23 protein-coding genes are annotated in these 24,269 nt (G+C 70.7%); 11 read left to right on the forward strand and 12 right to left on the reverse strand.

Annotated elements, in window-relative coordinates:
- Positions 1 to 2: 2 nt before the first annotated feature.
- On the reverse strand, positions 3 to 1,376 hold the full coding sequence (locus BM419_RS05090) for an MBOAT family O-acyltransferase (protein ID WP_091925165.1): 1,374 nt from the start codon (positions 1,374 to 1,376) through the stop codon (positions 3 to 5).
- A gap of 127 nt (positions 1,377 to 1,503) precedes the next feature.
- Positions 1,504 to 2,751, reverse strand: a complete 1,248-nt coding sequence (locus BM419_RS05095) for an Hsp70 family protein (RefSeq protein WP_091925168.1) — start codon at positions 2,749 to 2,751, stop codon at positions 1,504 to 1,506.
- 244 nt (positions 2,752 to 2,995) lie between these two features.
- Here BM419_RS05095 and BM419_RS05100 point away from each other — a divergent pair, with 244 nt between their 5' ends.
- Complete coding sequence (locus tag BM419_RS05100) at positions 2,996 to 4,492, forward strand: helicase HerA domain-containing protein (RefSeq protein ID WP_091925170.1); 1,497 nt, start codon at positions 2,996 to 2,998, stop codon at positions 4,490 to 4,492.
- 63 nt (positions 4,493 to 4,555) lie between these two features.
- On the opposite strand, the gene BM419_RS05105 is transcribed toward BM419_RS05100, so the two are convergent.
- Positions 4,556 to 4,984 (reverse strand): flagellar assembly protein FliX, encoded by a 429-nt coding sequence (locus BM419_RS05105; RefSeq protein ID WP_091925173.1) that lies wholly within the window; start codon positions 4,982 to 4,984, stop codon positions 4,556 to 4,558.
- 240 nt (positions 4,985 to 5,224) lie between these two features.
- On the opposite strand from BM419_RS05105, the gene BM419_RS05110 reads away from it, so the two are divergent.
- From BM419_RS05110 to BM419_RS05120, 3 genes are read left to right on the forward strand one after another with little or no spacing between them, the layout of a single operon-like run.
- Positions 5,225 to 6,361 carry a flagellar basal body P-ring protein FlgI gene (locus BM419_RS05110; RefSeq protein ID WP_042672916.1) on the forward strand — a complete coding sequence of 379 codons (1,137 nt, stop codon included), beginning with the start codon at positions 5,225 to 5,227 and terminating at the stop codon, positions 6,359 to 6,361.
- Between the two features lie 25 nt (positions 6,362 to 6,386).
- Entirely contained in the window at positions 6,387 to 6,746 is a 360-nt protein-coding gene (locus tag BM419_RS05115; RefSeq protein ID WP_020092928.1) for a rod-binding protein, read from the forward strand.
- A complete protein-coding gene (locus tag BM419_RS05120) occupies positions 6,733 to 7,206 on the forward strand; it encodes a hypothetical protein (protein ID WP_020092929.1) in 474 nt (157 codons plus the stop codon). Before BM419_RS05115 ends, BM419_RS05120 begins: the two co-directional genes overlap by 14 nt.
- Here BM419_RS05120 and BM419_RS05125 read toward each other — a convergent pair.
- The 5 genes from BM419_RS05125 to BM419_RS05145 form a co-directional block, all read right to left on the reverse strand.
- Entirely contained in the window at positions 7,203 to 7,538 is a 336-nt protein-coding gene (locus tag BM419_RS05125; RefSeq protein ID WP_091925176.1) for a porin family protein, read from the reverse strand. The two genes, BM419_RS05120 and BM419_RS05125, sit on opposite strands and share 4 nt — an antisense overlap.
- A 1-nt stretch (position 7,539) precedes the next feature.
- A complete protein-coding gene (locus tag BM419_RS05130) occupies positions 7,540 to 7,800 on the reverse strand; it encodes a hypothetical protein (RefSeq protein WP_056531919.1) in 261 nt (86 codons plus the stop codon).
- Between the two features lie 147 nt (positions 7,801 to 7,947).
- Positions 7,948 to 9,555, reverse strand: coding sequence for a flagellin (locus tag BM419_RS05135; protein ID WP_091925179.1), 1,608 nt, complete (start codon positions 9,553 to 9,555; stop codon positions 7,948 to 7,950).
- 2 nt (positions 9,556 to 9,557) lie between these two features.
- A complete protein-coding gene (gene flgK, locus BM419_RS05140; protein ID WP_091925182.1) occupies positions 9,558 to 11,441 on the reverse strand; it encodes a flagellar hook-associated protein FlgK in 1,884 nt (627 codons plus the stop codon).
- Positions 11,442 to 11,475: 34 nt separating this feature from the next.
- Positions 11,476 to 12,861, reverse strand: a complete 1,386-nt coding sequence (locus BM419_RS05145; RefSeq protein ID WP_020092934.1) for a flagellar hook protein FlgE — start codon at positions 12,859 to 12,861, stop codon at positions 11,476 to 11,478.
- Positions 12,862 to 13,171: 310 nt separating this feature from the next.
- On the opposite strand from BM419_RS05145, the gene BM419_RS05150 reads away from it, so the two are divergent.
- Together BM419_RS05150 and BM419_RS05155 are read left to right on the forward strand one after the other, a co-directional pair.
- Positions 13,172 to 13,639 (forward strand): BLUF domain-containing protein, encoded by a 468-nt coding sequence (locus tag BM419_RS05150; RefSeq protein WP_020092935.1) that lies wholly within the window; start codon positions 13,172 to 13,174, stop codon positions 13,637 to 13,639.
- Between the two features lie 7 nt (positions 13,640 to 13,646).
- Complete coding sequence (locus tag BM419_RS05155) at positions 13,647 to 14,105, forward strand: response regulator (protein ID WP_020092936.1); 459 nt, start codon at positions 13,647 to 13,649, stop codon at positions 14,103 to 14,105.
- A gap of 51 nt (positions 14,106 to 14,156) precedes the next feature.
- On the opposite strand, the gene BM419_RS05160 is transcribed toward BM419_RS05155, so the two are convergent.
- Positions 14,157 to 15,770 (reverse strand): peptide chain release factor 3, encoded by a 1,614-nt coding sequence (locus tag BM419_RS05160; protein ID WP_056531911.1) that lies wholly within the window; start codon positions 15,768 to 15,770, stop codon positions 14,157 to 14,159.
- A 212-nt stretch (positions 15,771 to 15,982) separates the two neighbouring features.
- Between BM419_RS05160 and BM419_RS05165 the strand changes: the two genes are divergently transcribed.
- Positions 15,983 to 17,485, forward strand: coding sequence for a DUF1800 domain-containing protein (locus BM419_RS05165; protein ID WP_244540701.1), 1,503 nt, complete (start codon positions 15,983 to 15,985; stop codon positions 17,483 to 17,485).
- A complete protein-coding gene (locus BM419_RS05170; RefSeq protein WP_091925189.1) occupies positions 17,482 to 18,669 on the forward strand; it encodes a DUF1501 domain-containing protein in 1,188 nt (395 codons plus the stop codon). Before BM419_RS05165 ends, BM419_RS05170 begins: the two co-directional genes overlap by 4 nt.
- Positions 18,670 to 18,928: 259 nt before the next feature.
- Here the strand turns inward: BM419_RS05170 and BM419_RS05175 are convergent, their stop codons facing one another.
- The gene (locus BM419_RS05175; protein ID WP_091925192.1) at positions 18,929 to 19,975 is read right to left on the reverse strand and encodes a threonine aldolase family protein; all 1,047 of its coding nucleotides are present in this window, start codon (positions 19,973 to 19,975) and stop codon (positions 18,929 to 18,931) included.
- Between the two features lie 222 nt (positions 19,976 to 20,197).
- Between BM419_RS05175 and rpsU the strand changes: the two genes are divergently transcribed.
- Positions 20,198 to 20,533, forward strand: coding sequence for a 30S ribosomal protein S21 (rpsU, locus tag BM419_RS05180; protein WP_012322424.1), 336 nt, complete (start codon positions 20,198 to 20,200; stop codon positions 20,531 to 20,533).
- A 284-nt stretch (positions 20,534 to 20,817) separates the two neighbouring features.
- Here the strand turns inward: rpsU and BM419_RS05185 are convergent, their stop codons facing one another.
- Entirely contained in the window at positions 20,818 to 21,210 is a 393-nt protein-coding gene (locus tag BM419_RS05185) for a response regulator (protein WP_026604893.1), read from the reverse strand.
- A 320-nt stretch (positions 21,211 to 21,530) separates the two neighbouring features.
- Between BM419_RS05185 and BM419_RS05190 the strand changes: the two genes are divergently transcribed.
- Positions 21,531 to 22,316 carry a class II glutamine amidotransferase gene (locus BM419_RS05190; RefSeq protein ID WP_056531902.1) on the forward strand — a complete coding sequence of 262 codons (786 nt, stop codon included), beginning with the start codon at positions 21,531 to 21,533 and terminating at the stop codon, positions 22,314 to 22,316.
- Positions 22,317 to 22,417: 101 nt separating this feature from the next.
- Positions 22,418 to 23,851, forward strand: a complete 1,434-nt coding sequence (locus BM419_RS05195) for an NAD-dependent succinate-semialdehyde dehydrogenase (RefSeq protein WP_091925196.1) — start codon at positions 22,418 to 22,420, stop codon at positions 23,849 to 23,851.
- Between the two features lie 39 nt (positions 23,852 to 23,890).
- Here BM419_RS05195 and BM419_RS05200 read toward each other — a convergent pair whose 3' ends face one another.
- Positions 23,891 to 24,097 carry a SlyX family protein gene (locus tag BM419_RS05200; RefSeq protein ID WP_020092944.1) on the reverse strand — a complete coding sequence of 69 codons (207 nt, stop codon included), beginning with the start codon at positions 24,095 to 24,097 and terminating at the stop codon, positions 23,891 to 23,893.
- Positions 24,098 to 24,269 lie beyond the last annotated feature (172 nt).

The raw sequence follows: 24,269 nt of genomic DNA on the forward strand, positions 1-24,269 counted from the left end.
CCTCAGAACTGGAAGTAGATGAACTCGTAGTTCGCATCGTCGCCGATCTTCAGCAGGACGAGCACGAACAGCAGCGCGAAGCCGAAGGCGAGGAGCCGGCGCGGCGGCAGCCGGTGCACCGCGTTCCAGGCGGTGGGCCCGACCGTCGCGACCAGGGCGGCGATGGCGATGGTGCGCCACTTGAAGCCGGAGCCCCTCGGCGCGAGCCCGAAGAGTCCTTTGAAGATCGCGAGGGCCGCTTCGAAGCTCGTCGCGCGGAACAGAACCCAGGTCAGCACGACGAACAGGCTGGTGAGCACCCAGCCCAGCGGCGCGGGGATCGCGATCCGGGCCCGGCGCGCCAGGACACCGGCCCCGAGGCCGATCCCGTGCAGCGCCCCCCAGGCGAGGAAGGTCAGGCCGGCCCCGTGCCAGAGGCCGCCGAGCGTCATCGTGGCGACGAGCGCCCCGACCTGCCGCGGCAGCCCGCGGCGGTTCCCGCCCATCGGGATGTAGAGGTAGTCGCGCAGGAAGCGCGACAGGGTCATGTGCCAGCGCCGCCAGAAGTCGCGAAGCGACGTGGCGCGGTAGGGCGCGTCGAAGTTCTGCGGCAGGACGAGGCCGAACAGCAGCGCGATGCCCAGCGCCATGTCGGTGTAGCCGGAGAAGTCGAAGTAGATCTGGAAGGTGAAGCCGAGCGTCGCCTGCCACGCCTCGACCACCGTGACGGCCTTGCCGGCAGCGGCGGCCTGGAACACCGGGTTCACGTATTCCGCGAGCGGATCGCCGAGAAACACCTTCTTGGCGAGGCCGACGGTCAGCAGCATCAACCCGCGGGCGAAGCGCTCGGCGGCGTCGGGCCGCGCGTAGGGCGCCTCGTCGAACTGGTGCATGATCTCGCTCCAGCGCACGAGCGGGCCGGCGAGAACCTGCGGGAAGAACGCGATGTAGAGGGCGTATTTCACGAGCCCGAAGCCCGGCGCCCGGCCGGCCCGCAGGTCGGCGAGATACATGATGTGGTGGAAGGTGAAGAACGAGATGCCGAGCGGCAGGGCGAGGCCGAGCCGCTGCGCCTCCAGGCCGGGGATCAGGTTGGCGAGGTCGGCCGCGAAGTCGAGGTACTTGAACACGCCGAGCAGCGCGAGGTTGGCGGCGATCGCCGCCGGGATCAGCCAGCGGCCGGGCCACCGGCGATAGGCGCGCGCCACGCACCAGTTCGCCAGGATCGAGCCGGCCAGCAGCGGCACGAACCGGACGTCCCACCAGCCATAGAACACGAAGGACAGGGCGACGAGGAGCGGCAGCCGCCACGCGGGCGCGGCGCGCGCCACCAGCCCGTGTAGGATCAGCGCGGCCGGCAGGAAGGCGAGGAGGAAGACGAAGGAGTTGAACAGCATCGGGCGAGGCGGCGCGGAGGAGCCCGGATGGGCCGCCGTTGTCTCCGAGCGGGAGGGACCGCCTTGTCGAGGATCAAGGCCGGCCCGTCAATCGTCGCAGAGGCTGCGCGCCCGGCCGGGCGCGGCCTCACGCTCCGCGGCTGGCCGCCTCGATGGTCAGGCCCAGCCCCACCGAGCCGAACGTGTCGCCCTCCACCACCCGGGCGGCCGGCAGCGCGGCCGTCAGCGCGGCGCGCAGGTGCGGCAGGCCGGTGGAGCCGCCGGTGAGGAACAGGGCGTCGACCCGGTCGGCCGTCAGTTCCGCCTGCGCGAGGCAGCGCGCGATCCGGGCCGCGACGGCGCGGGCGAGGTCCCCCGTCTGGGCGGACAGGGTCGCGCGATCCACCGGGACCGCGAGCCCGGGCTCCAGGAGGCCGAGGTCGAGGAGGGTCGCGTCCTTTTCGGACGCCGCGATCTTGGCGCTCTCCACTGCCCCGGCCAGGGCGTGACCGCGCTCGCCCTCCACCGCCTCGCGCAGCCGCGCGAGCAGGTCGGGCCGGGCGCCGTCGCGGATGACCTCGTCGATCTCGCGCAGGGTCTTCTGATTGTAGAGCCGGTTGATCGCCGACCACGTGGCGAGGTCATGGTAGTAGGCGTTCGGCACCGCGAGGTCGCCGCGGCGCATCGGGCTTCCGAGGCCCAGGAGCGGCATCACCGTTCCGAGGCTGAGCTGTCGGTCGAAATCGGTGCCGCCGATCCGCACCCCGTCGTTGGCCAGGATGTCGCCGGCCCGGTCCGGCCGCCCCCGCCGCTCCGGCGCGAGGCGCACGATGGAGAAGTCTGAGGTGCCGCCGCCGATGTCGGCGACGAGGGCGATCTCCTCCGCGCGGACCTGGCGCTCGTAGTCGAGCGCCGCGGCGATCGGCTCGTACTGGAACGAGACCTCTCGGAAGCCGACGTCGCGGGCGATGTCGCGCAGCGTGTCCTCCGCGCGGCGATCCGCCTCCGGGTCGCCGTCGACGAAGTGGACCGGGCGGCCGTGGACCACCGTGTCGAGGCTCTGGCCGCTGGCGGCCTCCGCCCGCGCCTTCACGGCGGTGAGGTAGCGGGCGATGACGTCGCGCAGGCGCAGCCGCTGGCGGCCGACCGGGGTCGCCTCATCCATGAGCGGCGTGCCGAGCACGGATTTCAGCCCCCGCATCAGCCGGCCGGACCGGCCCTCGACATAGGCCGCCGTGGCGGCCCGGCCGATGATCGGCTCCCGTCCGAGCTCGAAGAAGATCGCGCTCGGGATTGTCCGGTGCGTGCCCTCCAGGGGCAGCAGCGTCGGGCCGTCCGGCCCGATATGCCCGAGCGTGGTGTTCGACGTGCCGAAATCGAGGCCGCAGGCCGCCATCGTGTTGTGGATCCGGGACTGGAGAGAAGGGCCGTGGGCCTACAGGGCCGCCATGTCGGGGTCCAGGGCGGAAGAGCGGGGCCCGGGGCTCCCGCAAGGGGGTTGACGGCCCGATCGCGCACCGGCGGCGGAGCCACGCCTCGGACCGACGCCCGCATGCGGCACACACGCGGCCCACACGCGGGAAGCGTGGACAGCGCCGCGGCGGCACACCCGGACCCGCCGGGCCGTGCTATGAGGCCCCATGCGTTCCGACATCGATCTCGGCCTGACCGGCGAGCGCCCCGCGCTCCTCGACCTCACCGAACTGCTCGCCACGCGGCTCCTGGTCCAGGGCAATTCCGGGTCCGGCAAATCGCACCTGCTGCGGCGGCTGCTCGAGCAGAGCGCCGGCCTCGTGCAGCAGGCGATCATCGATCCGGAGGGCGACTTCGCCAGCCTCGCCGACCGCTACGGCCACGTCGTGGTGGAGGCCGACGGCGACGACGTCGCCCTGCAGCGGATCGCCGCCCGGGTGCGGACCCACCGGGTCTCGGTGGTGCTGTCGCTGGAGAATCTCGACGCCGACGGCCAGATGCGGGCCGCCGCCGCCTTCCTGGGCGGCCTGTTCGACGCCGACCGCGACCATTGGTACCCGATGCTGGTGGCCGTGGACGAGGCGCAGCTCTTCGCGCCCGCGGCCGCCGGCGAGGTCTCGGACGAGGCCAGGCGCCTGTCGCTCGGAGCGATGACCAACCTCATGTGCCGCGGCCGCAAGCGCGGGCTCGCCGGCATCATCGCCACGCAGCGCCTCGCCAAGCTCGCCAAGAACGTCGCGGCCGAGGCCTCGAACTTCCTGATGGGCCGGACCTTCCTCGACATCGACATGGCACGCGCCGCCGACCTCCTCGGGCTGGAGCGCCGGCAGGCCGAGACGTTCCGCGACCTGCCGCGCGGGCATTTCGTGGCCCTGGGACCGGCCCTGTCCCGGCGCCCGCTCACCATCGCGGTCGGGCCGACCCAGACCGTGAGCCGGAGTTCCTCGCCGGTCCTCGTGCCCCTGCCCGACGCCCTGGAGGATGCCCGCGCGCTGATCCTCACAGCGAGCCCCGCCGAGACCGTCGCGCCGCTGGCGCCGCGGCCGAAGCCGCGCCCCGCGCCGGCGCCAGACGTGCTCGTCCAGCTCGCCAATTACCGTCCGCCGGCTCCGGCGGAGGAGCCGGAGGAGGAACCCATGGACCCGGAGGCCCGCGAGGCGGCGCTCGCCGAGGTGCTGGCCTCCGTGCTGGCGGATGCCGACGCCGCCGCCTGCACTCCCGCCACGCTCTACCAGGACTTCACGGTCCGCTGCCGGATCCGGCGCCTGCGCGGCGACACGATGGGTCTGCCCGAGTTCAAGCGGCGCCTCGCGGTCGCGCGGGCCGAGGCCGGCGGCGCGGTCGCGGACAATTCCGGCTGGGAGCAGGCCCAGGCGATCGCGGCCGGCCTGCCGGACGACCTCGCCGGCCTGTTCCTCGTGGTCGCGCGGGCTGCCATCGAGGGCGCCCCCTGCCCCACCGACACCGTGCTGGCCGAGGCCTACGGCACCAGCTCGGGCGGCCGGGCGCGGCGGATGCTGGCCTATCTCGAGGAGCGCGGCGCCATCGTCACCCGCAAGGACCTGCGCGGCGCACCGATCATCGCGGTGCCGGATCTCGGCGTCGAGACCGGACCGGGCGAGCCGCAGATGTTGCCGACGGGTCCGAAGCGGCGGGCGGTGTAGCGGGATCGGGCGCTCGCCGGGCGCGGTACCGGGATGCGCCCAGGGTCAGGTGCGGAAGCCCGGTCAGACGCGCCGGGCCATCTCCAGCTTGGCGAGTTCCACCGCGGCGCGCAGTTCGATCTCGGCCATCAGGCCGTCGAGTCGGGGATCCCCCGAGAGGCCAGCACGCTCGTTCAGGTGGCCGGCGATGGCGCGCAGATCCTGCGGCGCGACGCGGCCGCCGAGCAGTGCCGCCTTCAGCCGGTCGAGGCCGTCGAGGAGGTCCTGGCCGCGCTGGGCGGAGCGCCGGCGCCGCTCCTGGGGCGTGTCGGCCTCGGCCTGGAGAAGCAGGACCGCGTCGAGCCCGGCGAGCGTCGCGGCGGCGGCCGGCGCGCCGGCAGACGTCGTCGACGACGGGGCCGCGCCGAGGCTGAAGGCCGCGCCGCCCTCGGGCTTCCGGGCGGACGCGACACCGCCGGCGCTCTGGATCGGCTGGCGAGTCTCGACACGCATGATCCGGTTCGCGTTGCTCCAAGCGCCCCCGCGCAGAACCGGAAATTCGGCCGCCAGGGTTAAGCGCGGGTAAACAAGCCGGCAGAAGCTGCCGGGTCGGCAGGTTCGGTGCCGGCACCGCGAGGCGCGGGGCCAGACCTGGCCCGGAAAAAATGTGTTTTCTTCAATGGCTTGCACAGATCGGGCGGCTGGCACGACCCTGGCAAGATGGGGGCAGGTCCGTCACGGTCGAAACACGGCATGCGCCCGCGTCACGCGTTCAGTCCTCTCCGGTCTCTCTCGGTCGCCCTCGCGGGCGCCCTGCTTCTCGCCGCGCTGTCCGTGCCGGCGCTCGCCCTGTCGCGCGTCAAGGATCTCGCCTCCATCGAGGGCGTTCGCCAGAACCAGCTCGTCGGCTACGGCATCGTGGTCGGCCTCAACGGAACCGGCGACACGCTGAACAACATCCCGTTCACCAAGCAGTCGCTCCAGGCCATGCTGGAGCGCCTCGGCGTCAACACCCGCGGCGCCACGATGCGCACGCAGAACCTCGCCGCCGTGATGGTGACCGCGAGCCTGCCACCCTTCGCCGCGCAGGGCACCCGGATCGACGTGACGGTCTCGTCGCTGGGCGACGCCAAGTCCCTCCAGGGCGGCACCCTGCTGGTGACGCCGCTGCTCGGCGCCGACGGCGAGGTCTACGCCCTGGCGCAGGGCTCGGTGGCGATCGCCGGCTTCGCCGCCGAGGGCGATGCCGCGAAGATCACCCGGGGCGTGCCGACCAACGGCCGGATTTCCAACGGCGCCAATATCGAGCGCGAGATCGCCTTCAAGCTGAACGACGCCCGCTCGCTGCGTCTGTCGCTGCGCAACCCGGATTTCACCACCTCGAAGCGGATCGCCGCGGCGATCAACGACTTCATGGGCGCCGACACCGCCGAGCCCACCGACCCGGCCACCGTCACGATCCAGATCCCGTCCCGCTACAACGGCAACATGATCCGCCTCATCACCGAGGTGGAGCAGCTGAAGGTGGAGCCCGACCAGACCGCCCGGGTCGTGGTCGACGAGCGCTCCGGCATCATCGTCATGGGCCGGGACGTGCGCGTGTCGACGGTGGCCATCGCCCAGGGCAACCTCACCGTCACCATCACCGAGCAGCCGCAGGTCAGCCAGCCGGCGCCGTTCTCCGACGGACGCACCGTCGTGGTGCCGCGCACGGGGGTGAAGGTCGATACCGGGGACGGAAACAAGCTCGCCCTGGTGAAGGAGGGTGTCAGCCTGCGCGAGCTGGTCGACGGTCTCAACGCCCTGGGCGTCGGCCCGCGGGATCTCATCTCGATCCTCCAGGCGATCAAGGCCGCGGGCGCGCTCCAGGCCGATATCGAGCTGATGTGACCGAACGGACGCGAAGGGACGATCCATGCTGCAACTCGCCAGTCTCGCGGCCAGCGCCGCCGCCAGCGTCGGAACCTCGGTGGCCGGGAGCGCCGTCGACGGGATCATCAAGACCGCCAACAAGGCCAAGGCCTTGAAGACGGCGACCGAGTTCGAATCGATGTTCCTGGAGAACAGCCTCGACCGGCTGACCCAGTCGGAGGGCACCGACGGGCCGCTCGGCGAGAACGGGACCGGCGGCGGTGTCTACCGCTCGATGCTGACCAAGGAATACGCGAAGCAGATCGTGAAGAGCGGCGGAGTCGGCATCGCCGATTCGGTTTTCCGTGAGATCATGAAGATGCAGGGCGCGGCGAGCGAGGGAGCGATCCATGCAAAGGGCTGAACCGCTGCGCGTCGGGGACCGGATCACCGCCGAGGCCCTGGTGGCGGGCGTGCTCGGCAACATGGCCGCTCTGGAAGCCGTGCTCGCCGAAGAGGCGGCCTACGTCCGGGAAGGGCGACTGCAGGAGGGCGTCGCCGCGGCCGAGCCGAAGGCCGCGCTGGCCGCCGCCTACATGCAGGGTCTCGAGGTCGCGAAGGCGAACGCCGTCGCACTGAAGCGCTTCCATCCCGACGGGGTCGAGGCCCTGCGCACCGCCCACAGGCGGTTCACCGCGGCCGTGGAGGCGAACCAGACGGTGCTCGCCAGCGCCAAGACCGTCTCGGAAGGGCTGATCAAGACCCTGGCGGAGGAGATCGGCCGGGCACAGCTCCCCTCCGGCTACGGGCGGCAGACGCCAGCGCCGTCCCCGTACGGCCGCGGCGTGCGCAGCGGGCCGCTGGTCCTCTCGCGCAACCTCTAGGGCCCGCCCGGACGGCGGCCGGCGCCGATCCGGACGTAGGTCCGCACCTCGCCGAGATCGGTGTCGACGCGGTTGTCGACCGCGATGCGGCCGGCGACAACCGGCGCTGCCGCGACGCCGCTCCCCGCGGCCAGATCCGCCCCCGCGACGACGCGGCCCGAGACGCGGAGGCAGCTGCCGCTCCCCGGCAGCCGCACGAAGCCCTGGCCCTTGGACGGGCACGGCACCGGCCCCGGGATCACGGGCAGATCCCGCAGGTCGAGGGCCTCGGCCGGGTCAGCGCCGGCCACGATCGCCGCGAGGGCAGCGCAGACCGGGATCCGGCCGCGCATCTCAGGCGGCCTGGCGGGCGAGATCTCGGTGGAGCAGGTCGATGTAGTGCTCGACCTCGCCGACGAACCCGTCGAGGTCGGGCTCGTGGATGCGCAGGCGGGCGAGGTCCCGCAGCAGGATGTCGAGGGCGATGGCGCGCTCTTCGGGATGCGCGTAGCCCGCGAGGTAGGTGTCGACGGCCTGCTCGACCAGGACGATCGCGCCGCTACGCGGGACGGCTCCCAGGCGGAGGACGAGTTCGATGGGTCCGGACAGCGCCATGCCGACCTCTCCTCAATCGAATGACGGCGCGTGGGCGCGACCGCACGCTGCGCTTCATTCCCGGAAAGCGGCAAGACTATGGTGAACCCGACACGTCGCGAGATTTTTCGAGCGTCAGGCGCGCGTTGACCGATCTCGGCGATCAGCTCAGCTGATGTAGTTCACGAGGGAGAGCTTCGAGAGCGTCGCGGTCACCTGATAGCTGGCCTGGAGCCGGTTCTGCACGTCGAGCAGCTTGGTGATGACCTCCTCGGGGGAGATCTGCTCGATCCCGTCCAGGGTGTTCTGGACGGTGTTCTGGAGCGCCTTGTTGGTCGTGCCGGCATTCGAGAGCCGCGTCGACGCGACGGTGAGCTGCGTGACCGTGTCCTGGACGCTGGGGGTCTGGTTGGCGGACGAGAGCAGGCTGCCGGCCTTCGTCGCCACCGTCTGGTAGGTGTTGTAGGTGTTGGCGTCGTTCGTGGTGGGCAGGCCGAAGGCCATGGTCGCCAGGCCGGCGAGCACGTTCTGGACGGCGGGATCGTTGGCGCGGGCGCCCGTCCCGACGCTCCCGGTCGCGCTCACCTGGACCGACTGCGTGTCGATCGCCGAGGTCGGCTGCGGCACTGCCGGCGGCGCGGGCTGCGTGTAGGTGTTCTCGCCCTGGTACCACAGCACCGTGTCCTGAGGCGTGGCCGCCCTGTAGCCGACCGGGGTGGTGCCGTCGTACAGGATGCGCTGCGGCATCACGCCGGACCCCGACGGGCCGCCTTCCGCCGCGCCCGAGAAGAAGTTCGACGCGGTCGCCGCGGTGGCGTTCACCGCCAGCGTGCTGTTGGCCGCACCGGTGAGCGCGTTGCTCAGCGTCGCCGACAAGTTGGCCATCGTCTGGGCGGGCGTCAAGCCGATGGCGAAGTTGGTGATCGATTTCGGGTCCGCGCTCGTCGCGGCCGTGAGCGTGATCGTCGTGGAGGTGCCGTCGGCCATCTTCAGCGCGAACGACACGGTATCGCCGGCGCTCGGCTGCGTCGTCATGCTGAGGCTGAAGCTGCCCGGGCTCGTAGCCGTGCCCGCCGTGTAGGTCGCGCCGATCGCCGAGCCGGTCGTGGTCGGCGCGCCCGCCAGGGTGAAGCCGAATTGCCCTCGGGTCAGGTTGTTCGACTCTTCGGTGACCTGCACGCTCGTTGCCGGGCTGGCCAGAGTCTGCGTCAGGCGGCCGTTGCCCCCCGCGCCGAGCTCGGCGGTGACCCGCTGCGAGATCAGGGTCGAGAGGCCGTCGAGCGTGTTGCCGCTCGCGTCGGTCGTGCCGTTGAGGATCTTGCTCGAATCGACCACCGGCTGGGTCGTGGTGTCGGTGCCGCCGAACAGGTAGTTGCCCGCCGCCGATTCGTTGAGCGTGTCGAGCGCCGTCTGCAGGTTGGCCAGCGCCGTCGACCGGCCGGAGACCGAGTTCGCCGCCACGCTCTGCAGGCCGTTCTGGAGCATCGTCCCGGTGGAGGTGCCGAGGGTCGCCACCTGCGTCAGGCTCGTGACCGCGAGGTCGGTCCGGGTCTGCGCGGCGGTGATGCCGGCGGCGTAGCCGGAGAGCGCGCTCAGGGTGGCCTGCGCGGACAGAGCCGTCGACCGCCCGGAGCCGAGGCCGCCATAGGTCTGCGAGACCTGACCGCTCGAGAGCTGGTTGGTCAGGTCGTTGAGCTGGCTCTTCAGCGCCTGGAGCTGCGAGGCGTTGCGGTTGGTGATGTAGGAGCCGGCCGCGAAGGGCGTGATCGTCGTCATGATCAGATCTGCAGCAGCTGGTTGAGCATGTCGCGGGCCGCGGTGAGCACGCGGGCGTTGGCACCGTACGCGGTCTGCAGGGCGATCAGGTTCGACATCTCCTGGTCGATGTTGACGCCCGCCCCGGCGGAGAACCGGCTCTGCGCCGTGGAGAGCGCCGTCTGCTGGGTGGCGTCGAGGGCCGCGGCGTTCGACGCGTTGGCCCCCTGCGTGGACACGATGTCCTGCGCGAAACCGATCACGGTGGCGCTGTAGGGGGCCGAGACGCCGCCGATACCGCTCGACGACGAGAAGGTCTGCTGGTTCGCGGTGAGCGCCGTGAACAGCTTCTGGGCGCGGGCGCCCGACGTGCTCGTGTCCGTGGCGCTCGTCGCCGTCAGCGCGGCGGTGTTGCCCGCCAGCGCGCTGTTGACCGTGATGCGCTGGGCGAAACCGGTGAGCTGCGAGCCGCCGTCGAACGTGCCGGTGTAGAGCTTGTTGCCCGTACCGTCGACGAACATCGCGATCGACGGGTTGCCGGTGTTCAGGTCCGACGCCGAGACGGCCGTGACGCTGGCGCTCGCCGCGCCGGCGACCTTGCCGGCCGCCCCCAGCGTCAGCGTCGCGCTGGTGGCGGTCGAGGAGACCGGATTCGCCGACAGCGCCGGCAGCTTGTAGGCGCTGCCGGAGGCGTTGAACGTGGCGAAGGCGGACTGGATGGCCGCCGCGTATGTGCCGGGCCCGCCGCTGGCGTTGAAGGTCAGCGTGAGGCCGCTGGCATCCGTGGTCTGCGCGGCGGGCACGACCGCGCCGCTGGAGGTCGCGGACGCCACCAGCGTCACGTTGCGCACGGCCCCGGTGTTGTCGGTGACCGGGAAGGTGATCGTGTTGCCGGGCTGCATGGTCGACACGCTGATCTGCGTGTCGGTCCCGCTGTACGTCCCGGTGGTCGCGGTATTCGTGAGCGCCGTCGAGAGGCCGGCCGCGAGATCGTCGAGCTGCCGCTGCGCCTGCGGCAGGGTCTGGTCGCGCATCTCGATCTCGGCGGCCAGACTGCCGGAGCGCAGCACGCCGGGGGCGCCGAGGTCGATCTTGCCGCCGCCCGGCAGAGTCGCCGTGATGGTCCCGACCGTCCGCTGCGTGGGATCGGTCGCGTAGCTCGCGGTAGGGCTGAGCACGCCGCGCCCGTCGAAGGTCAGGGTCGCGGCGTTCCCGCGGTCGACCAGCGTCACGCCCGAACGGGTCATGACGGAGACCGTCCCGTCGCGCTGCGGGACCGTCTGCACGTCCATGTAGCTCGACAGGTTGTTGATCGCCTGGTCGCGCTGGTCCTGAAGATCGGTCAGCGAAGTGCTGTCAGTGGTGTTCTGGATCTTGCCGTTGAGCGTCGCGATGTTGGACAGGATCGTGCTCGCCGCGCTCGTGTCGGTTCCGAGCTGCGACTCGAGACCGGTGCGCAGATTCTGCACCGTGCCGGCGGCACTGTTGATGAGGCTCGCGACGGCCGCGGCGTTGCCCAGCACGGTCGTACGGGCGGCCGCCGAGGTCGGGTTGGCGGCGAGCTCCTGGAGAGATTGGGTGAAGGTGTTCAGCGTCCCGTCGAGGGAGGTGGAGCTGCCGGGCACGCCGTAGAGGGCGTCGAGCTGGGCGGCGATGCCGGACTTGGTGCCCGTGTAGGCGGCGCCCGAGGTCTCCAGCCGGAGCTGGTTCAGCGCCGCGGCGTCGAAGCTGCGGGTGATCGTTCCGGCGGCCACGCCGGAATTGTTCGTCCCGGTGGCGACCGTCGTGAGCGTGCGCTTGACGTAGCCCGCCGTCCCGGCATTGGCGACGTTCTGCGAGACGATGTTGATCGCCGCCTGGGTGGCGGCGAGGCCTGCGCTCGAGGTGGAGATCGCATTCAGCGACATGTCACGGCCTCCGCGGCTCAAATCGCACCCTCACTCAGCGGATCACGTTGAGCAGATCAGACATCATCGTCTGGGCCGTCGACATGACGCGCGTGTTCGCAGAGTAAGCCTGCTGGGTTACGATCATCTTAGAGAATTCGGTCGCAATGTCGGTGTTCGATTGCTCGTTGCTCGCGCCCGAGATCGTGCTGCCGTTGAGGCCCGCGAGCGGAGGCCCCGAATCGACCGTCTGGAGATAGTTCCCGTTCGTATCGGCTTTCAGACCGTCGGCATTGGCGAACTGGACGACGCCGACAGAGGCGAGAGCCACGACCGAACCGTTGGAGAAGGTGCCGTTGACCTTGCCGTCCGGACCGACGGCCACGCTCGTGAGCGTCCCGGAGCTGTTGCCGTTCTGCGTCAGCGCGTTGGTCGTCGCCGCACCGGTCGTGTCGGCATACTGCGTCAGGCCTGAGGCGCTGAGATTCATGTTGAGGCTGGGGAACGTGTAGTCACCCATGGTGATCGGCCCCAGCGGGATCGGGTTCGTCGAGGGCGAGGTGAGCTTCCCGGTGGAATCGAAGGTGAAGGCCGTGCCCACGTTGTTCCAGTCGGACGTCGTGAGCGCGCTCGGGTTGGTGGAGTAGTACAGGTTCCACACGGCCGGCTGAGCCGGCGTGGTCGTCGCGTCCTGGACCTTGGCCCAGCGGGTCGTCAGCGTGAGCGGCGCGCCGGTCGACGTGTAGACCGGCAGCGACGGGCCGGCGATGCTGTTGCTCATGAAGGTCGAGACGGCACCGGTCTGGGTCGAATCGACCTTGACGCCGGTCTGCCCCGATCCGGAGGTCACGACGGCCGCGGTATTCTGATTGTAGAGATCGGATCCCGACGTCGCCGAGGCCGACGTGCTCGGCGTCGAGGGCAGGTTGGCGGCGTAGGTGATCGTCGTGGTGGCCTGCGCCGGCAGCGCCGAGTTGCCGATCTTGATCGGACCGATGCTGGTCGTCTGACCGGTGATCGGATCGAGGTTGGATCCGGTCAGGTATCCGCCGGCGCCGTTGACGAGATAGCCGTCCTTGTCCTGGGCGAAATCGCCCCGGCGCGTGTACAGGCTCGTGCCGCCGAAGGATGTGGCGCCGTTCGCGTCGCCGGTCTTCTGCACGACGGTGAAGAAGCCCTGGCCGTTGATGGCCATGTTGGTGGGCACGCTCGACGAGACCACGTTGCCGGCCAGGGTGTTGGTGAGCTGCGACTGGGGCAGCACCGAACCCGCGACCTCGCGGCCCGGCGTCTTCTCGGACATCAGGTCGACGAAGCTGGTGTCGATGCGCTTGTAGCCGGTCGTCTGCGAGTTCGCGATGTTCCCGGAGATGTTGCTGATGGCGTAGGACTGCGCCTGGAGTCCGGAGACCGAGGTCTGCAGGGCGGTGAAAAGATCCATGGCGAACGATCCCGATGCGCGCCGCACTGGCCCGCAGGCCGGACCGGCCGCAACCGGCGTGCCATGGCTAAGTCCTTGAGAATCCTGGACCGGACCGTCGACGACCCGGCAGGGTTGACCGGTCATGGCCGCGCGCCCGGCAGATCCTGCCGGGTCGGACCCGCGGGCGCGGAGATCCGGACCGGAAGTCCCGTCCGCCGCGTTTACGCGGTGTTATTCGACACGCGCGAAGATGCCGCCGGGCCGGGGCCACGCGCGGTGCGTCCTGTCCGGAAGCGCTGAACGGGTACGGATTGCGGATCTCGGGATCATGCGGGCGAAACGGACAAGCCTCGTCCACATCATCTACTTCTCGCGTCTCAACCTGTCGTCGGACGCGGCGAAGAGGTCCGAGCAGATCAGCGATATCGGTCGCATCGCTCAGAAGAAGAACGAGTTCGCGGTGATCACGAGCTTTCTGGTCATCGAGGGCAACTTCGCCTGCCAAGTCATCGAGGGCGAGCGCACATCCGTGCACGAGACCTTTGACCGGGTGAGTGCCGACAGCCGGCACCGCGAGGTCCAGATCAGCGAGTGGCGGGAGATCACCAAGCGCGAGTTCGTCCACTCGTTCAAGAGCGCGCAGCGCACGGCCGGGAACGACACGCTGTTCGCCAAGGCCAACCTGCTCCCGATGCTCCAGCGCGGAACGCCGAAGGCGTCCGCGATACACGGGCTGTGCCTGTCGCTGCAGTCCGACGCGATGTCCCGTCAGGGCATCGACCACCTCTTCATCTGAGCCGCCGATGTCCGAGAGCGATACGCCCCCGATTCTCATCGTCGACGATCAGGAGAAGCTCCTGCGGCTGATCGTGATGCTGATGACCCGCATCGGCTTCCCAGACGTCGAGGGCGTCACCAACGCGCCCGAGGCGCTGGAGCGGATGCGGCAGCGCCGCTACGCCCTGGTGATCTCCGATCTCGACATGGAGCCCATGGACGGGCTCACCCTGCTGCGCGAGATCCGCGCCGACGACGCGCTGATGAACACGCCCTTCATGCTCACCGAGTCGTCCTTCGACTTCGAGGACATCAACCTCGCCCACCAGGCGGGCGCGGACGCCTTCATCCTCAAGCCGTTCGACATGGCGGTGCTGAAGACCAAGCTGAAGCAGGTCCTCAACCGCAAGCCGCGCAAGCGCGAGGCGCCGATCGCGTCCGAATCGACCCTGAGCGTCGAATTCCCGATGCTCGGCAAGTTCTGACGCCGCGCACCCCTCGCGGGCCCGGCGACGCGGAGGCGCCGCCGAAGCGCGTCACGCCGCCCGCTTCTGGTAATCCTTCACGTCGGTGAAGCGCACGGCCGGGTAGCGCTCCTCCTCGTAGCGGAGCGAGAAGGCCGTGGTCGCCATGAAGACCGGGGCACCGTCGAGGTCCTTGGCCATGGCCGAGCCGTGCGAGTCGATGAACTTGTCGAGCTCGGCCTCCGAATCAGACGACACCCAGCGGCAGACCGAGAATCGCGAGGTCTCGTAATCCACCGGCAGGCCGTACTCGGCCTGGAGCCGCTCCTTCAGCACGTCGAGCTGCAGCGCGCCGACCACGCCGACGATCGCCTGGCTTCCGTCCTGCGGCACGAACACCTGGACGACCCCCTCCTCGCCCATCTGCTGGAGCGCCTCGCGCAGCTTCTTGGCCTTCATGGCGTCGGTGAGCTTGATCCGGCGCAGGATCTCCGGCGCGAAGCTCGGGACGCCGCGGAACACGATATCCTCGCCCTCGGTGAGCGTGTCGCCGATGCGCAGCGTGCCGTGGTTCGGGATGCCGACCACGTCGCCCGCGTAGGCCTCGTCGGCGATGGCACGGTCCTGGGCGAAGAAGAATTGCGGCGCCGAGAGCGAGATCGGCTTGCCGGTGCGCACCAGCCGGGCCTTCATGCCCCGGTTGAGCTTGCCCGAGCAGACCCGCATGAACGCGATCCGGTCCCGGTGATTCGGGTCCATGTTCGCCTGGATCTTGAACACGAAGCCGGTCATGCGCGGCTCGGTCGGCTCGACGAGGCGCTTGTCGGCGTCCTGGCCGCGGGGTGGCGGCGCCACCTTGGCGAGACCGTCGATCAGGTCGCGCACGCCGAAATTGCGCAGCGCCGAGCCGAAGAAGACCGGCGTCAGGTGCCCCTCGCGGAACGCGTCGAGGTCGAACGGCTTCAGCCCGCCCTCGGCGAGTTCGACCTCCTCGCGCCACGCGTCGGCCGCGCCGTCCTCGGTGAGCAATTCGTCGAACAGCTTGTCGCCGGGACCCGAGACCGGGACCATCCCCGCATCCTCGGCGGCGTCGAGGCGGCGGACACGGTTGCCGCCGAGCTCGTAGGTACCGGAGAAGTTGCGGCCGGTGCCGATCGGCCACGTGACCGGGGCGACGTCGAGCGCGAGCGTCTTCTCGATCTCGTCGAGCAGCTCGAACGGGTCGCGCGCCTCGCGGTCGAGCTTGTTGACGAACGTGACGATCGGGATGTCGCGCAGGCGGCAGACCTCGAACAGCTTGCGCGTGCGCGCCTCGATGCCCTTCGCAGCGTCGATCACCATGACGGCCGAATCGACCGCCGTCAGCGTCCGGTAGGTGTCCTCGGAGAAGTCCTCGTGGCCGGGCGTGTCGAGGAGGTTGAAGACGCAGTCGCCGTACTCGAAGGTCATCACCGAGGTGACCACCGAGATGCCGCGCTCCTTCTCGATGCCCATCCAGTCGGAGCGGGTCGAGACCCGGTTGCGCTTGGCCTTCACCTCGCCGGCGAGCTGGATCGCGCCTCCGAACAGCAGAAGCTTCTCGGTGAGCGTGGTCTTGCCCGCGTCGGGGTGGGAGATGATCGCGAAGGTGCGCCGCCGCGACACCGGATCGGCCGGCCTCGCCTCGGTCTTGGTCTGCATCAGCATGGAGCGAACGCCCTGGGTCGGCGGAACGTGGTGGTGCGCGGCGCAGCACTCGCGCGGTCTCGGGATCGTGTAGCGGCAAGCCCCGATATTGGCAAAGACGGCGGCAGAATGGGGCCTCCTTTCAGGCACCGTACAGGGGCGTGACACCACGCTTCCCCGGTCGATCCACGCTTCGCGAGGCCCCGATGTCGCGCGCCGCAGCACGCTGCTGTATGGTCACCGCTCTGCTGTTCGCCTCCGCGGGCCCCGGGCCCTGCGCGGGCGAGGCGCCGCAGCGCGCCGCAGCGGCCGACGCCGCCTTCCTCGATGCCCTGACCTGGGGCGCCACGCCCTCGGCCTTCGCGCAGCTCACCTCGGAGGGGCGGACGCGCTGGCTACACGATCAGCTTCACCCGCCCGCCGAAATGCGCCTGCCCCCCGACGCCCAGGCGCAGGTCGACGCGCTGACCCCGCCGGGCAGCCTGTTCGAGCGGGCCCAGGCCCTGGACGCGCAGGCCAAGGCGGCGAAGGACATCGCCGATCCCGAGGCCAGGAAGGTTGCGCAGCAGGCTTTCCAGGCGGCGCTCAACACGGCCGCGCGGAACGCCGCCTCCGTTTGGGTACTGCGGGCGCTCTACAGCCCCGGCCAGCTGCGCGAGCGGCTGACGTGGTTCTGGGTCAACCGACTCAACGTCCACCAGGGAAAGTCGACCCTGCGCGCCGCCGTGGGCGACTACGTCGAGACGGCGATCCGCCCGCACGTGCTCGGCCGCTTCCGTGACCTGCTGATGGCGAGCCTGCGCCACCCGGCGATGCTGCGCTACCTCGACAACGACGCCAACGCCGCCGGCCGCCCGAACGAGAACTACGCCCGGGAGATCATGGAGCTGCACACGATGGGTGTCGGCTCCGGCTACACGCAGGGCGACGTCGAGGCGCTGGCCCGGATCCTGAGCGGGGTCGGCATCGACCTGAAGCCCGAGAACCCGAAGCTCCGCCCCGAGCGCGCCGCCGACTTCCGCCGGGACGGCCTGTTCGCGTTCAACCCGAACCGGCACGATTACGGCGACAAGGACTTCCTCGGCACGCGCATCCGGGGCCGCGGCTGGCCCGAGGTCGAGGAGGCGGTCGACCTGATCGCTCGCAACCCCGCCACCGCGACCAACGTCTCCCGGGCGCTGGCGACCTATTTCCTCGGGCAGGCACCCGACGACGCCCTCGTCGCCCGACTCGCCGCCGTCTTCACGCGGACCGACGGCGACATCGCCGTGGTGATGGAGGCGCTGGTGCGTGAGCCGGCCTTCACGGCCGAGCGCGGCGGCGCCTTCAAGGACCCGGTGCGCTATGTCTTCTCGGCCCTGCGCATGGCCTACGACGGGCGCGTGATCCGCAACGCCGGCCCGGTGCTCGGCTGGCTGAACCGCCTCGGCGAGGGCCTGTTCAACCGCTCGACGCCGGACGGCTACCCCCTCGACGCGGCCGCCTGGAACGGGCCCGGGCAGCTCGCGACGCGGTTCGAGATCGCCCGGCAGATCGGGTCAGGCTCGGCCGGCCTGTTCAAGCCGGCGCTGCCCGATCAGGCCGAGGAGCCGGCCTTTCCGGTGCTCGCCAACGGGCTCTATTTCTCGGCGCTGTCCGGCACCCTGTCGGCGGCGACGCGCGCGGCCCTCGCCCAGGCGGTCTCGCCGCAGGACTGGAACACCCTCTACCTCGCCTCGCCGGAGTTCATGCGATGAACCGTCGCGACCTGATCCGCGCCTCGGCGGCGCTCGGCCTGTCCACGGTGGCCGGCCGCGTCTGGGCCGCCCCGAAGGCCGACGCGCGCCTCCTCGTGGTGTTCCTGCGCGGCGCCTACGACGCCGCCAACGTGGTGATCCCGACCGGCAGCGATTTCTATTACCGGTCGCGGCCGAACCTCGCGATCCCGAAGCCCGACGCGTCGGACCCGAAGGCGGCGCTGGCGCTCGACACCGACTGGAGCCTGCACCCGGCTTTGCGCGACACGATCCTGCCGCTCTACGCCAAGGGTCAGGCCGCCCTCGTGCCGTTCGCCGGCACCGACGACCTGACCCGGAGCCATTTCGAGACCCAGGACACGATCGAGATGGGCCAGACGGTCGGCGCGGCCCGCGACTACAATTCCGGCTTCATGGCCCGGCTCGCCGCGGAGCTGACCCGGGTCCGGCCGATCGCCTTCACCGACCAGATGCCGCTCATCTTCCGGGGCGGCGAGACGGTGCCCAACATCGCCATCAACGGGGTCGGCAAGCCCGGCATCGACGACCGGCAGGCCCGCCTCATCGCGGCGATGTACAGCGACACCAAGCTGGCCGCCGCCGTGACCGAGGGGTTCCGGGTGCGCGACGCGGTCTACCACACGATCTCCGATCATGCCGGGCAGGCCGACCGCGGGGCGGTCTCGCCCAAGGGCTTCGAGCTGTCGGCCCGGCGCATCGGCCGCCTGATGCGCGAGAACTTCAACCTCGGCTTCGTCGATGTCGGCGGCTGGGACACGCACGTGAACCAGGGCGCGGGCACCGGCTACCTCGCCGACCGACTCGGCGAGCTGGGGCGCGGACTCTCGGGCTTCGTCGAGGAGATCGGGCCGGGCTGGTCCGACACGGTGGTGGTGGTGCTGTCGGAGTTCGGACGCACCTTCCGGGAGAACGGGAGCCGCGGCACCGATCACGGCCACGGCAGCGTCTACTGGATTCTCGGCGGCGGCGTCCGGGGAGGCCGGATCGCGGGACCGCAGGTGCGGGCCGACGAGGCGCACCTGTTCCAGAACCGGGACTATCCGGTGCTCACCGACTATCGCGGCCTGCTGGGCGGCCTGTTCCGGCGGCTCTACGGGCTCGACCAAGCGAGCCTGCGGCGGATCTTCCCCAGCGCGGACCCGGCGGATCTCGCGCTGCTGTAGGGAGCGGGCCGTCGCAGCGTCGCGCCGTCCCAGCACTCGCGAGCCCGGGCTCTCAGCCCCTCCGTCATCGCGAGCGCAGCGAAGCGACCCAGGGCCGCACGAGTTCGGCAGGCGTCGCGCGACGCTGGGTCGCTTCGCTGCGCTCGCAAGGACGACCAAGCGCATGTCGTGCCGACGTATCGATGCTCCTCAGCGGATCCCGACATCAGCGCGCGAAACACCTTCGACGGGTTGGCTCCGCGCCCCTCTGTCCGCGCGCTCAGGCCGCGGCGGCCGCCAGGGCGCGCAGGTCGCCGACCAGCTCGTCGACCCGCTCCGTCCGGGCATCCCAGGCGAACATGAAGCGCGCCCCGCCGCCGATGAAGGTGTAGAACCGCCAGCCCCGGGCGCGCAGGCCCTCCATCGTGGCCGCCGGCATTGTCAGGAAGACCGCGTTCGCCTCGACGGGAAACAGAGCCCGCACCCCCGGCAGCCCGCCGACCGCCTCGGCGAAGCGGCGAGCGCAGGCGTTGCCGTGGGCCGCGTTCCGCAGCCACGCGCCGCTCTCCAGCATGCCGACCCAGGGGGCCGCGAGGAAGCGCATCTTCGAGGCGAGCTGGCCGGCCTGCTTGCAGCGGTAGCCGAAATCCTCCGCGAGCCTGGCGTCGAAGAACACCACCGCCTCGCCGGCATGCATGCCGTTCTTGGTGCCGCCGAAGCACAGGACGTCGATGCCCGAGCGCCACGTCATGTCGGCGGGGCTGCACCCGAGGCTCGCGCAGGCATTGGCGAAGCGCGACCCGTCCATGTGCAGGGCGAGGCCCAGCTCGCGGCAGGTCGCCGACAGGGCCCGCAGCTCGGCGAGGCTGTAGACCTGCCCGGTCTCGGTGGGCTGCGTGATCGTCACCACGCGCGGCCGCGGGAAGTGGATGTCGCTGCGGTTCTGCGCCAGCCCGCGGATCGCCTCCGGCGTCAGCTTGCCGCCCTCGGTCCGGACGGTCAGCAGCTTCGAGCCGTTCGAGAAGAATTCCGGCGCGCCGCACTCGTCGGTCTCGACATGGGCCGAGTCGGCGCAGATCACGCTGTGGTAGGACTGGCACAGCGCGGCCAGCGCCAGCGCGTTGGCGGCCGTGCCGTTGAAGGCGAAGAACACCTCGCACGGGGTCTCGAACAGGTTCCGGAAGGCGTCGGCCGCCCGGGCGGTCCAGGCGTCCTCGCCGTAGGCCGGGGCGTGGCCGCGATTGGCCGCCTCCATCGCAGCCCAGGCCTCCGGGCAGATGCCGGAATAGTTGTCGCTGGCGAATTGCTGCGAGTCGTCGTGTCTCATCCGCGCAACCTAGCACGGCGCAGGCGCGGATGGATCGCGCGGACAGGTTGGAACTGGTGCGCGCTTGGTGTAATAGCCCCGTCAAGGCGTGAGCTCCACGCCGATTCGGAAACCGACGTTCCCGTCCCTCCCGGGTTCAAACCGGGCGAGGGACGTTGCCGGTTTCCAGATCGGCGGCGGGCCGCGTGAACCCAGAACTTCAGGTCCAGAGGATCAAGTCCGTTGCAGGTACTCGTTCGCGACAACAACGTCGATCAAGCGCTCCGCGTCCTCAAGAAGAAGATGCAGCGCGAGGGCATCTTCCGCGAGATGAAGCAGCGCAAGGCTTATGAGAAGCCGTCCGTGCGCAAGGCTCGCGAGAAGGCCGAGGCCGTCCGGCGCGCCCGCAAGCAGGCCCGCAAGACCGCGATCCGCGAGGGCCTGATCGCCGCGCCGAAGCCGAAGCCCCGCTTCCCCGCCGGCGGCCGTCGTCCCGGCTTCCCGTCGCCGTCCGCCGCGCAGGGCCAGGGCGGCAACGCCGCCGGTCAGACCCCGGTCAGCCCGGCTCCCGCCGCCTGAGCGACACCACGTCAGTCATGAGAGATCCCGGCCTGCGCGCGCAGGCCGGGCTTTTTCTTTGCGTCGCGTCCGGATGAAGGCGCCCGGGCACGCGAGCCGCACGTGGCGCGGGTCCCCTCTCCACCCGAGTCGAGCTTGCCCCGAGCCGGGCTTCTCGGGGCGGATCTCGGGCAGGCCCGAGATCCGTCGGGAGAGGAGGAAGGTCGCGCCTGTAGCGCCGAGCCGGGGCTCGGCGCTCGCGATGACGTGAAGAGCTTCGAGCGCCGGGCGCTCAGGCCGCCAGCTCAGGCCGCCTTGGCGGCCATGGTGGCGTGCTCGGCCTGGACCAGCACGTCGAGGGCCCGCCAGGGCTTCTGCATGTAGACTGCCTGATCGGGGAGCCGCGCGTCCCGGCTCGCGCCCGAGGTGACGACCACGCGCACGTCCGGCCACCGCCGCTTGACCGCCTGCGCCAGCGACACGCCGTCCATGGCGCCCGGCAGGCGCACGTCCGCGAAGAGCAGCGCCACGGTCACGTCGGACCGCTCCAGCACCGAGAGGGCCGCCTCGGCGCTCTCGCAGGCGATCACGCCGAGATCGGTCTCCTCGAGCACCGCCGTCGCGAGATCGCGCACAGCCGCATCGTCCTCCACGACGAGCGCCACGGGGGCGGAACTATCGGGCGTTGCGCGATCCATCAAAGTCTCCTGCTGCCGGTGCCTTGCCCCGCGTCGGGTGGCCGCCTGTACGGCGAGCTTCTGATTCCCCGATTCGGCCATGCTGATCCTTCATGAGGCGGCTCACAAGAGTCGCGTCGCTCCGGAGGCGAATGCCTGCCCTGCGGACAGGCGGCGCCATTTTCATGCGGAACGCACGAAAATGGCGCAGTTTCCGGGCGGTTAAGAAACTGTTCACCGGAGTGGACCGACTGTTAACGTCCTGCGGCGGAACGTCTCCACCCGCGCGGGGCGTTTCGCCGGATCGAACGCGGCCCAGAGCTGAAGGATCATCGTCCGACATGTGCCGTTTCCTCGCCTACAGCGGTGAGCCGGTCTTCCTCTCCGACCTCGTCTGCGCGCCGACCCACTCGCTGGTGCACCAGTCGCTGCACGCCGACGAGGGGAAGACCGAGACCAACGGCGACGGTTTCGGCATCGGCTGGTACGCCGAGCGGCCCGAGCCGGGTGTCTACCGCGACATCTCCCCGGCGTGGTCGGACGAGAACCTCGTGAACCTCTGCGGGCAGGTGCGGGCGCGGACGTTCTTCGCGCACGTGCGCGCCTCGACCGGGACGGCCACCGCCCGGGCCAACTGCCACCCCTTCGTGTTCGGCCGCCACCTGTTCATGCACAACGGCCAGATCGGCGGCTACCACCGGATCAAGCGGCGCCTTGAGGCGCTGATCCCGGATTCCTACTACGACCATCGCCGCGGCAGCACCGACTCGGAGGCGATCTTCCTCCTGGCGCTCGCCAACGGCCTCGAGGCGGACCCCGTCGGCGCGATGGCGCGGACGCTGAAGACCGTCCGCGAGTTGATGGAGTCGGCGAATGTCTGCGAGCCGCTGCGCTTCACCGCGCTGCTCACGGACGGCGAGACGCTGACCGCCTATCGCTGGGCCTGCGACGGCCGGCCGCCGAGCCTGTACTACCGCGAGGGGCCGGGCGGCATCGTGGTGGTGTCGGAGCCGATCGACGGCTGCCGCGAGGGCTGGCGGGTGGTTCCGAAGGGCGCGACCCTGCGCGCCCGCCACGGGAGCGCGACGCTCGTCGAGGCGCCGGAGCCCGCGCGCGCCGCCGCCTGAATACAGACGGCCCCAGCCATGCCGCCGCGGGGATTGCCGGGGCGCGCCACATCGCCACATTCCGCCTGCGGCCGATGGTGCGGCCGAGCGGGAATCGACCGATGTATCCGGATACCGAGCTTCACATCGCCGGGCGCTGGCGCGCGGGTGCCGACCGGGACACCCTGGGGGTCCTGAACCCCGCCACGGGCGAGACGATCGGCCAGTGCGCGGTCGCCACCACGGCGGATCTCGACGAGGCCCTGGCGGCCGCCGCCCGCGCCTTCCCGACCTGGCGCAAAGTCGCGCCCTTCGAGCGCGCCAAGGTGATGCGCAAGGCGGCCGACCTGCTGCGCGCCCGGGTCGACGAGATCGCCCGGATCATGACCCTGGAGCAGGGCAAGCCACTGGCCGAATCGCGGGTCGAGACAATGGCGGCGGCCGACATCATCGACTGGTTCGCCGAGGAGGGTAAGCGCGCCTACGGCCGCGTCATCCCGGGCCGCGCCGACGGCGTGCTGCAGGCGGTGGTCCGCGAGGCCGTCGGGCCGGTGGCCTGCTTCACGCCCTGGAACTTCCCGATCAACCAGGCGGTCCGCAAGATATCGGCGGCGCTCTGCACCGGCTGCACGGTGATCCTGAAGGGTCCTGAGGACACGCCGGCGAGCTGCGCCGCCCTGGTCCGCGCCTTCCTGGATGCGGGCGTCCCGGGCGACGCGCTCTCGCTGGTCTACGGCGATCCCGAAGCCATCTCGGCCTACCTGATCCCGCACCCGGTCATCCGGAAGATCTCGTTCACCGGCTCGACTGTGGTCGGCAAGAAGCTCGCGGCGCTCGCGGGCGAGCACATGAAGCGCGCCACGATGGAACTCGGCGGCCACGCCCCCGCGATCGTGTTCGGCGACGCCGACGTGGAGAAGGCGGTGGCCGTCCTGGCCCCCTCGAAGTTCCGCAATGCCGGCCAGGTCTGCGTCTCGCCGACCCGCTTCCTCGTGCACGATTCGGTCTTCGACCGCTTCGTCGAGGGCTTCACGACCTTCGCCAAGTCGGTGAAGGTCGGCGACGGGCTCGATCCCGAGACCAAGATGGGACCGCTGGTCCACGGGCGGCGCCTCGACGCCGTCACGGCGCTGGCGGCGGACGCCGAGTCGAGCGGCGCGACGCTGCGCGCCGGCGGCAAGCGCATCGGCAACCAGGGCAACTTCTTCGAGCCGACGGTCTTCACCGAGGTGCCGCTGACCGCGCGGATCATGAACGAGGAGCCCTTCGGCCCTCTGGCGATGATCAACCGGTTCTCCGACGACGAGGAGGCGCTCACCGAGGCCAACCGCCTGCCCTACGGGCTCGCGGCCTACGCCTACACCCGCTCCGCCGAGCGCGCGGCGCGGGTGTCGAACGCGGTCGAGAGCGGCATGATCTCGATCAACCACCACGGCCTCGCCCTGCCCGAAACGCCGTTCGGCGGCGTCAAGGATTCGGGCTACGGCAGCGAGGGCGGCCCGGAGGCCCTCGACGCCTACCTGGTCACCAAGTTCGTCACGCAGGCGAATTTCTGACGCACCGGCCGGCGCGCCGCGGCGCGCCGGCCCCTCCCCTCAGTAATGCGGCGGCGGCGGTTCCGGCCCGCGCGGCGCCGCGCGGGCGGCCGCCTCCTCCACCTGCTCCCGCAGCGCGTCGAGCTGCCGGACGAGCCGGTCGATCACCCGCCACTGCTCGGTCACGGTCCGGTTCAGATCCTCGATCGTCGCGTCCTGCTCGGTCAGGCGCATCTCCAGGCGATCGATCCGTGTCGCCTCGTCCATGTCGGGTCTCCAGGCAGTGCCGTGTCGCGAGCTGTCCCCGACCCAATCGTCTCGGACCGCCGGCGCTCGACGCTCCTCCTAACGCAGGCCGCGCGCCGAACAACCCGACGGACCGCCTCCAGCCATGACCAGTCGAGAACGTCCATCAGTCGATGTATAGACTCGAAGACCG

Origin of the sequence: Methylobacterium sp. yr668 (genome assembly GCF_900116245.1) — a bacterium.
Taxonomy (GTDB): Bacteria; Pseudomonadota; Alphaproteobacteria; order Rhizobiales; family Beijerinckiaceae; genus Methylobacterium.

Bases quoted from the DNA above. Each gene is read 5' to 3' on its own strand.
- BM419_RS05090 (WP_091925165.1), bottom strand. From the start codon at position 1,376: ATGCTGTTCAACTCCTTCGTCTTCCTCCTCGCCTTCCTGCCGGCCGCG.
- BM419_RS05095 (WP_091925168.1), bottom strand. From the start codon at position 2,751: ATGGCGGCCTGCGGCCTCGATTTCGGCACGTCGAACACCACGCTCGGG.
- BM419_RS05100 (WP_091925170.1), top strand. From the start codon at position 2,996: ATGCGTTCCGACATCGATCTCGGCCTGACCGGCGAGCGCCCCGCGCTC.
- BM419_RS05105 (WP_091925173.1), bottom strand. From the start codon at position 4,984: ATGCGTGTCGAGACTCGCCAGCCGATCCAGAGCGCCGGCGGTGTCGCG.
- BM419_RS05110 (WP_042672916.1), top strand. From the start codon at position 5,225: ATGCGCCCGCGTCACGCGTTCAGTCCTCTCCGGTCTCTCTCGGTCGCC.
- BM419_RS05115 (WP_020092928.1), top strand. From the start codon at position 6,387: ATGCTGCAACTCGCCAGTCTCGCGGCCAGCGCCGCCGCCAGCGTCGGA.
- BM419_RS05120 (WP_020092929.1), top strand. From the start codon at position 6,733: ATGCAAAGGGCTGAACCGCTGCGCGTCGGGGACCGGATCACCGCCGAG.
- BM419_RS05125 (WP_091925176.1), bottom strand. From the start codon at position 7,538: ATGCGCGGCCGGATCCCGGTCTGCGCTGCCCTCGCGGCGATCGTGGCC.
- BM419_RS05130 (WP_056531919.1), bottom strand. From the start codon at position 7,800: ATGGCGCTGTCCGGACCCATCGAACTCGTCCTCCGCCTGGGAGCCGTC.
- BM419_RS05135 (WP_091925179.1), bottom strand. From the start codon at position 9,555: ATGACGACGATCACGCCCTTCGCGGCCGGCTCCTACATCACCAACCGC.
- flgK (WP_091925182.1), bottom strand. From the start codon at position 11,441: ATGTCGCTGAATGCGATCTCCACCTCGAGCGCAGGCCTCGCCGCCACC.
- BM419_RS05145 (WP_020092934.1), bottom strand. From the start codon at position 12,861: ATGGATCTTTTCACCGCCCTGCAGACCTCGGTCTCCGGACTCCAGGCG.
- BM419_RS05150 (WP_020092935.1), top strand. From the start codon at position 13,172: ATGCGGGCGAAACGGACAAGCCTCGTCCACATCATCTACTTCTCGCGT.
- BM419_RS05155 (WP_020092936.1), top strand. From the start codon at position 13,647: ATGTCCGAGAGCGATACGCCCCCGATTCTCATCGTCGACGATCAGGAG.
- BM419_RS05160 (WP_056531911.1), bottom strand. From the start codon at position 15,770: ATGCTGATGCAGACCAAGACCGAGGCGAGGCCGGCCGATCCGGTGTCG.
- BM419_RS05165 (WP_244540701.1), top strand. From the start codon at position 15,983: ATGGTCACCGCTCTGCTGTTCGCCTCCGCGGGCCCCGGGCCCTGCGCG.
- BM419_RS05170 (WP_091925189.1), top strand. From the start codon at position 17,482: ATGAACCGTCGCGACCTGATCCGCGCCTCGGCGGCGCTCGGCCTGTCC.
- BM419_RS05175 (WP_091925192.1), bottom strand. From the start codon at position 19,975: ATGAGACACGACGACTCGCAGCAATTCGCCAGCGACAACTATTCCGGC.
- BM419_RS05185 (WP_026604893.1), bottom strand. From the start codon at position 21,210: ATGGATCGCGCAACGCCCGATAGTTCCGCCCCCGTGGCGCTCGTCGTG.
- BM419_RS05190 (WP_056531902.1), top strand. From the start codon at position 21,531: ATGTGCCGTTTCCTCGCCTACAGCGGTGAGCCGGTCTTCCTCTCCGAC.
- BM419_RS05195 (WP_091925196.1), top strand. From the start codon at position 22,418: ATGTATCCGGATACCGAGCTTCACATCGCCGGGCGCTGGCGCGCGGGT.
- BM419_RS05200 (WP_020092944.1), bottom strand. From the start codon at position 24,097: ATGGACGAGGCGACACGGATCGATCGCCTGGAGATGCGCCTGACCGAG.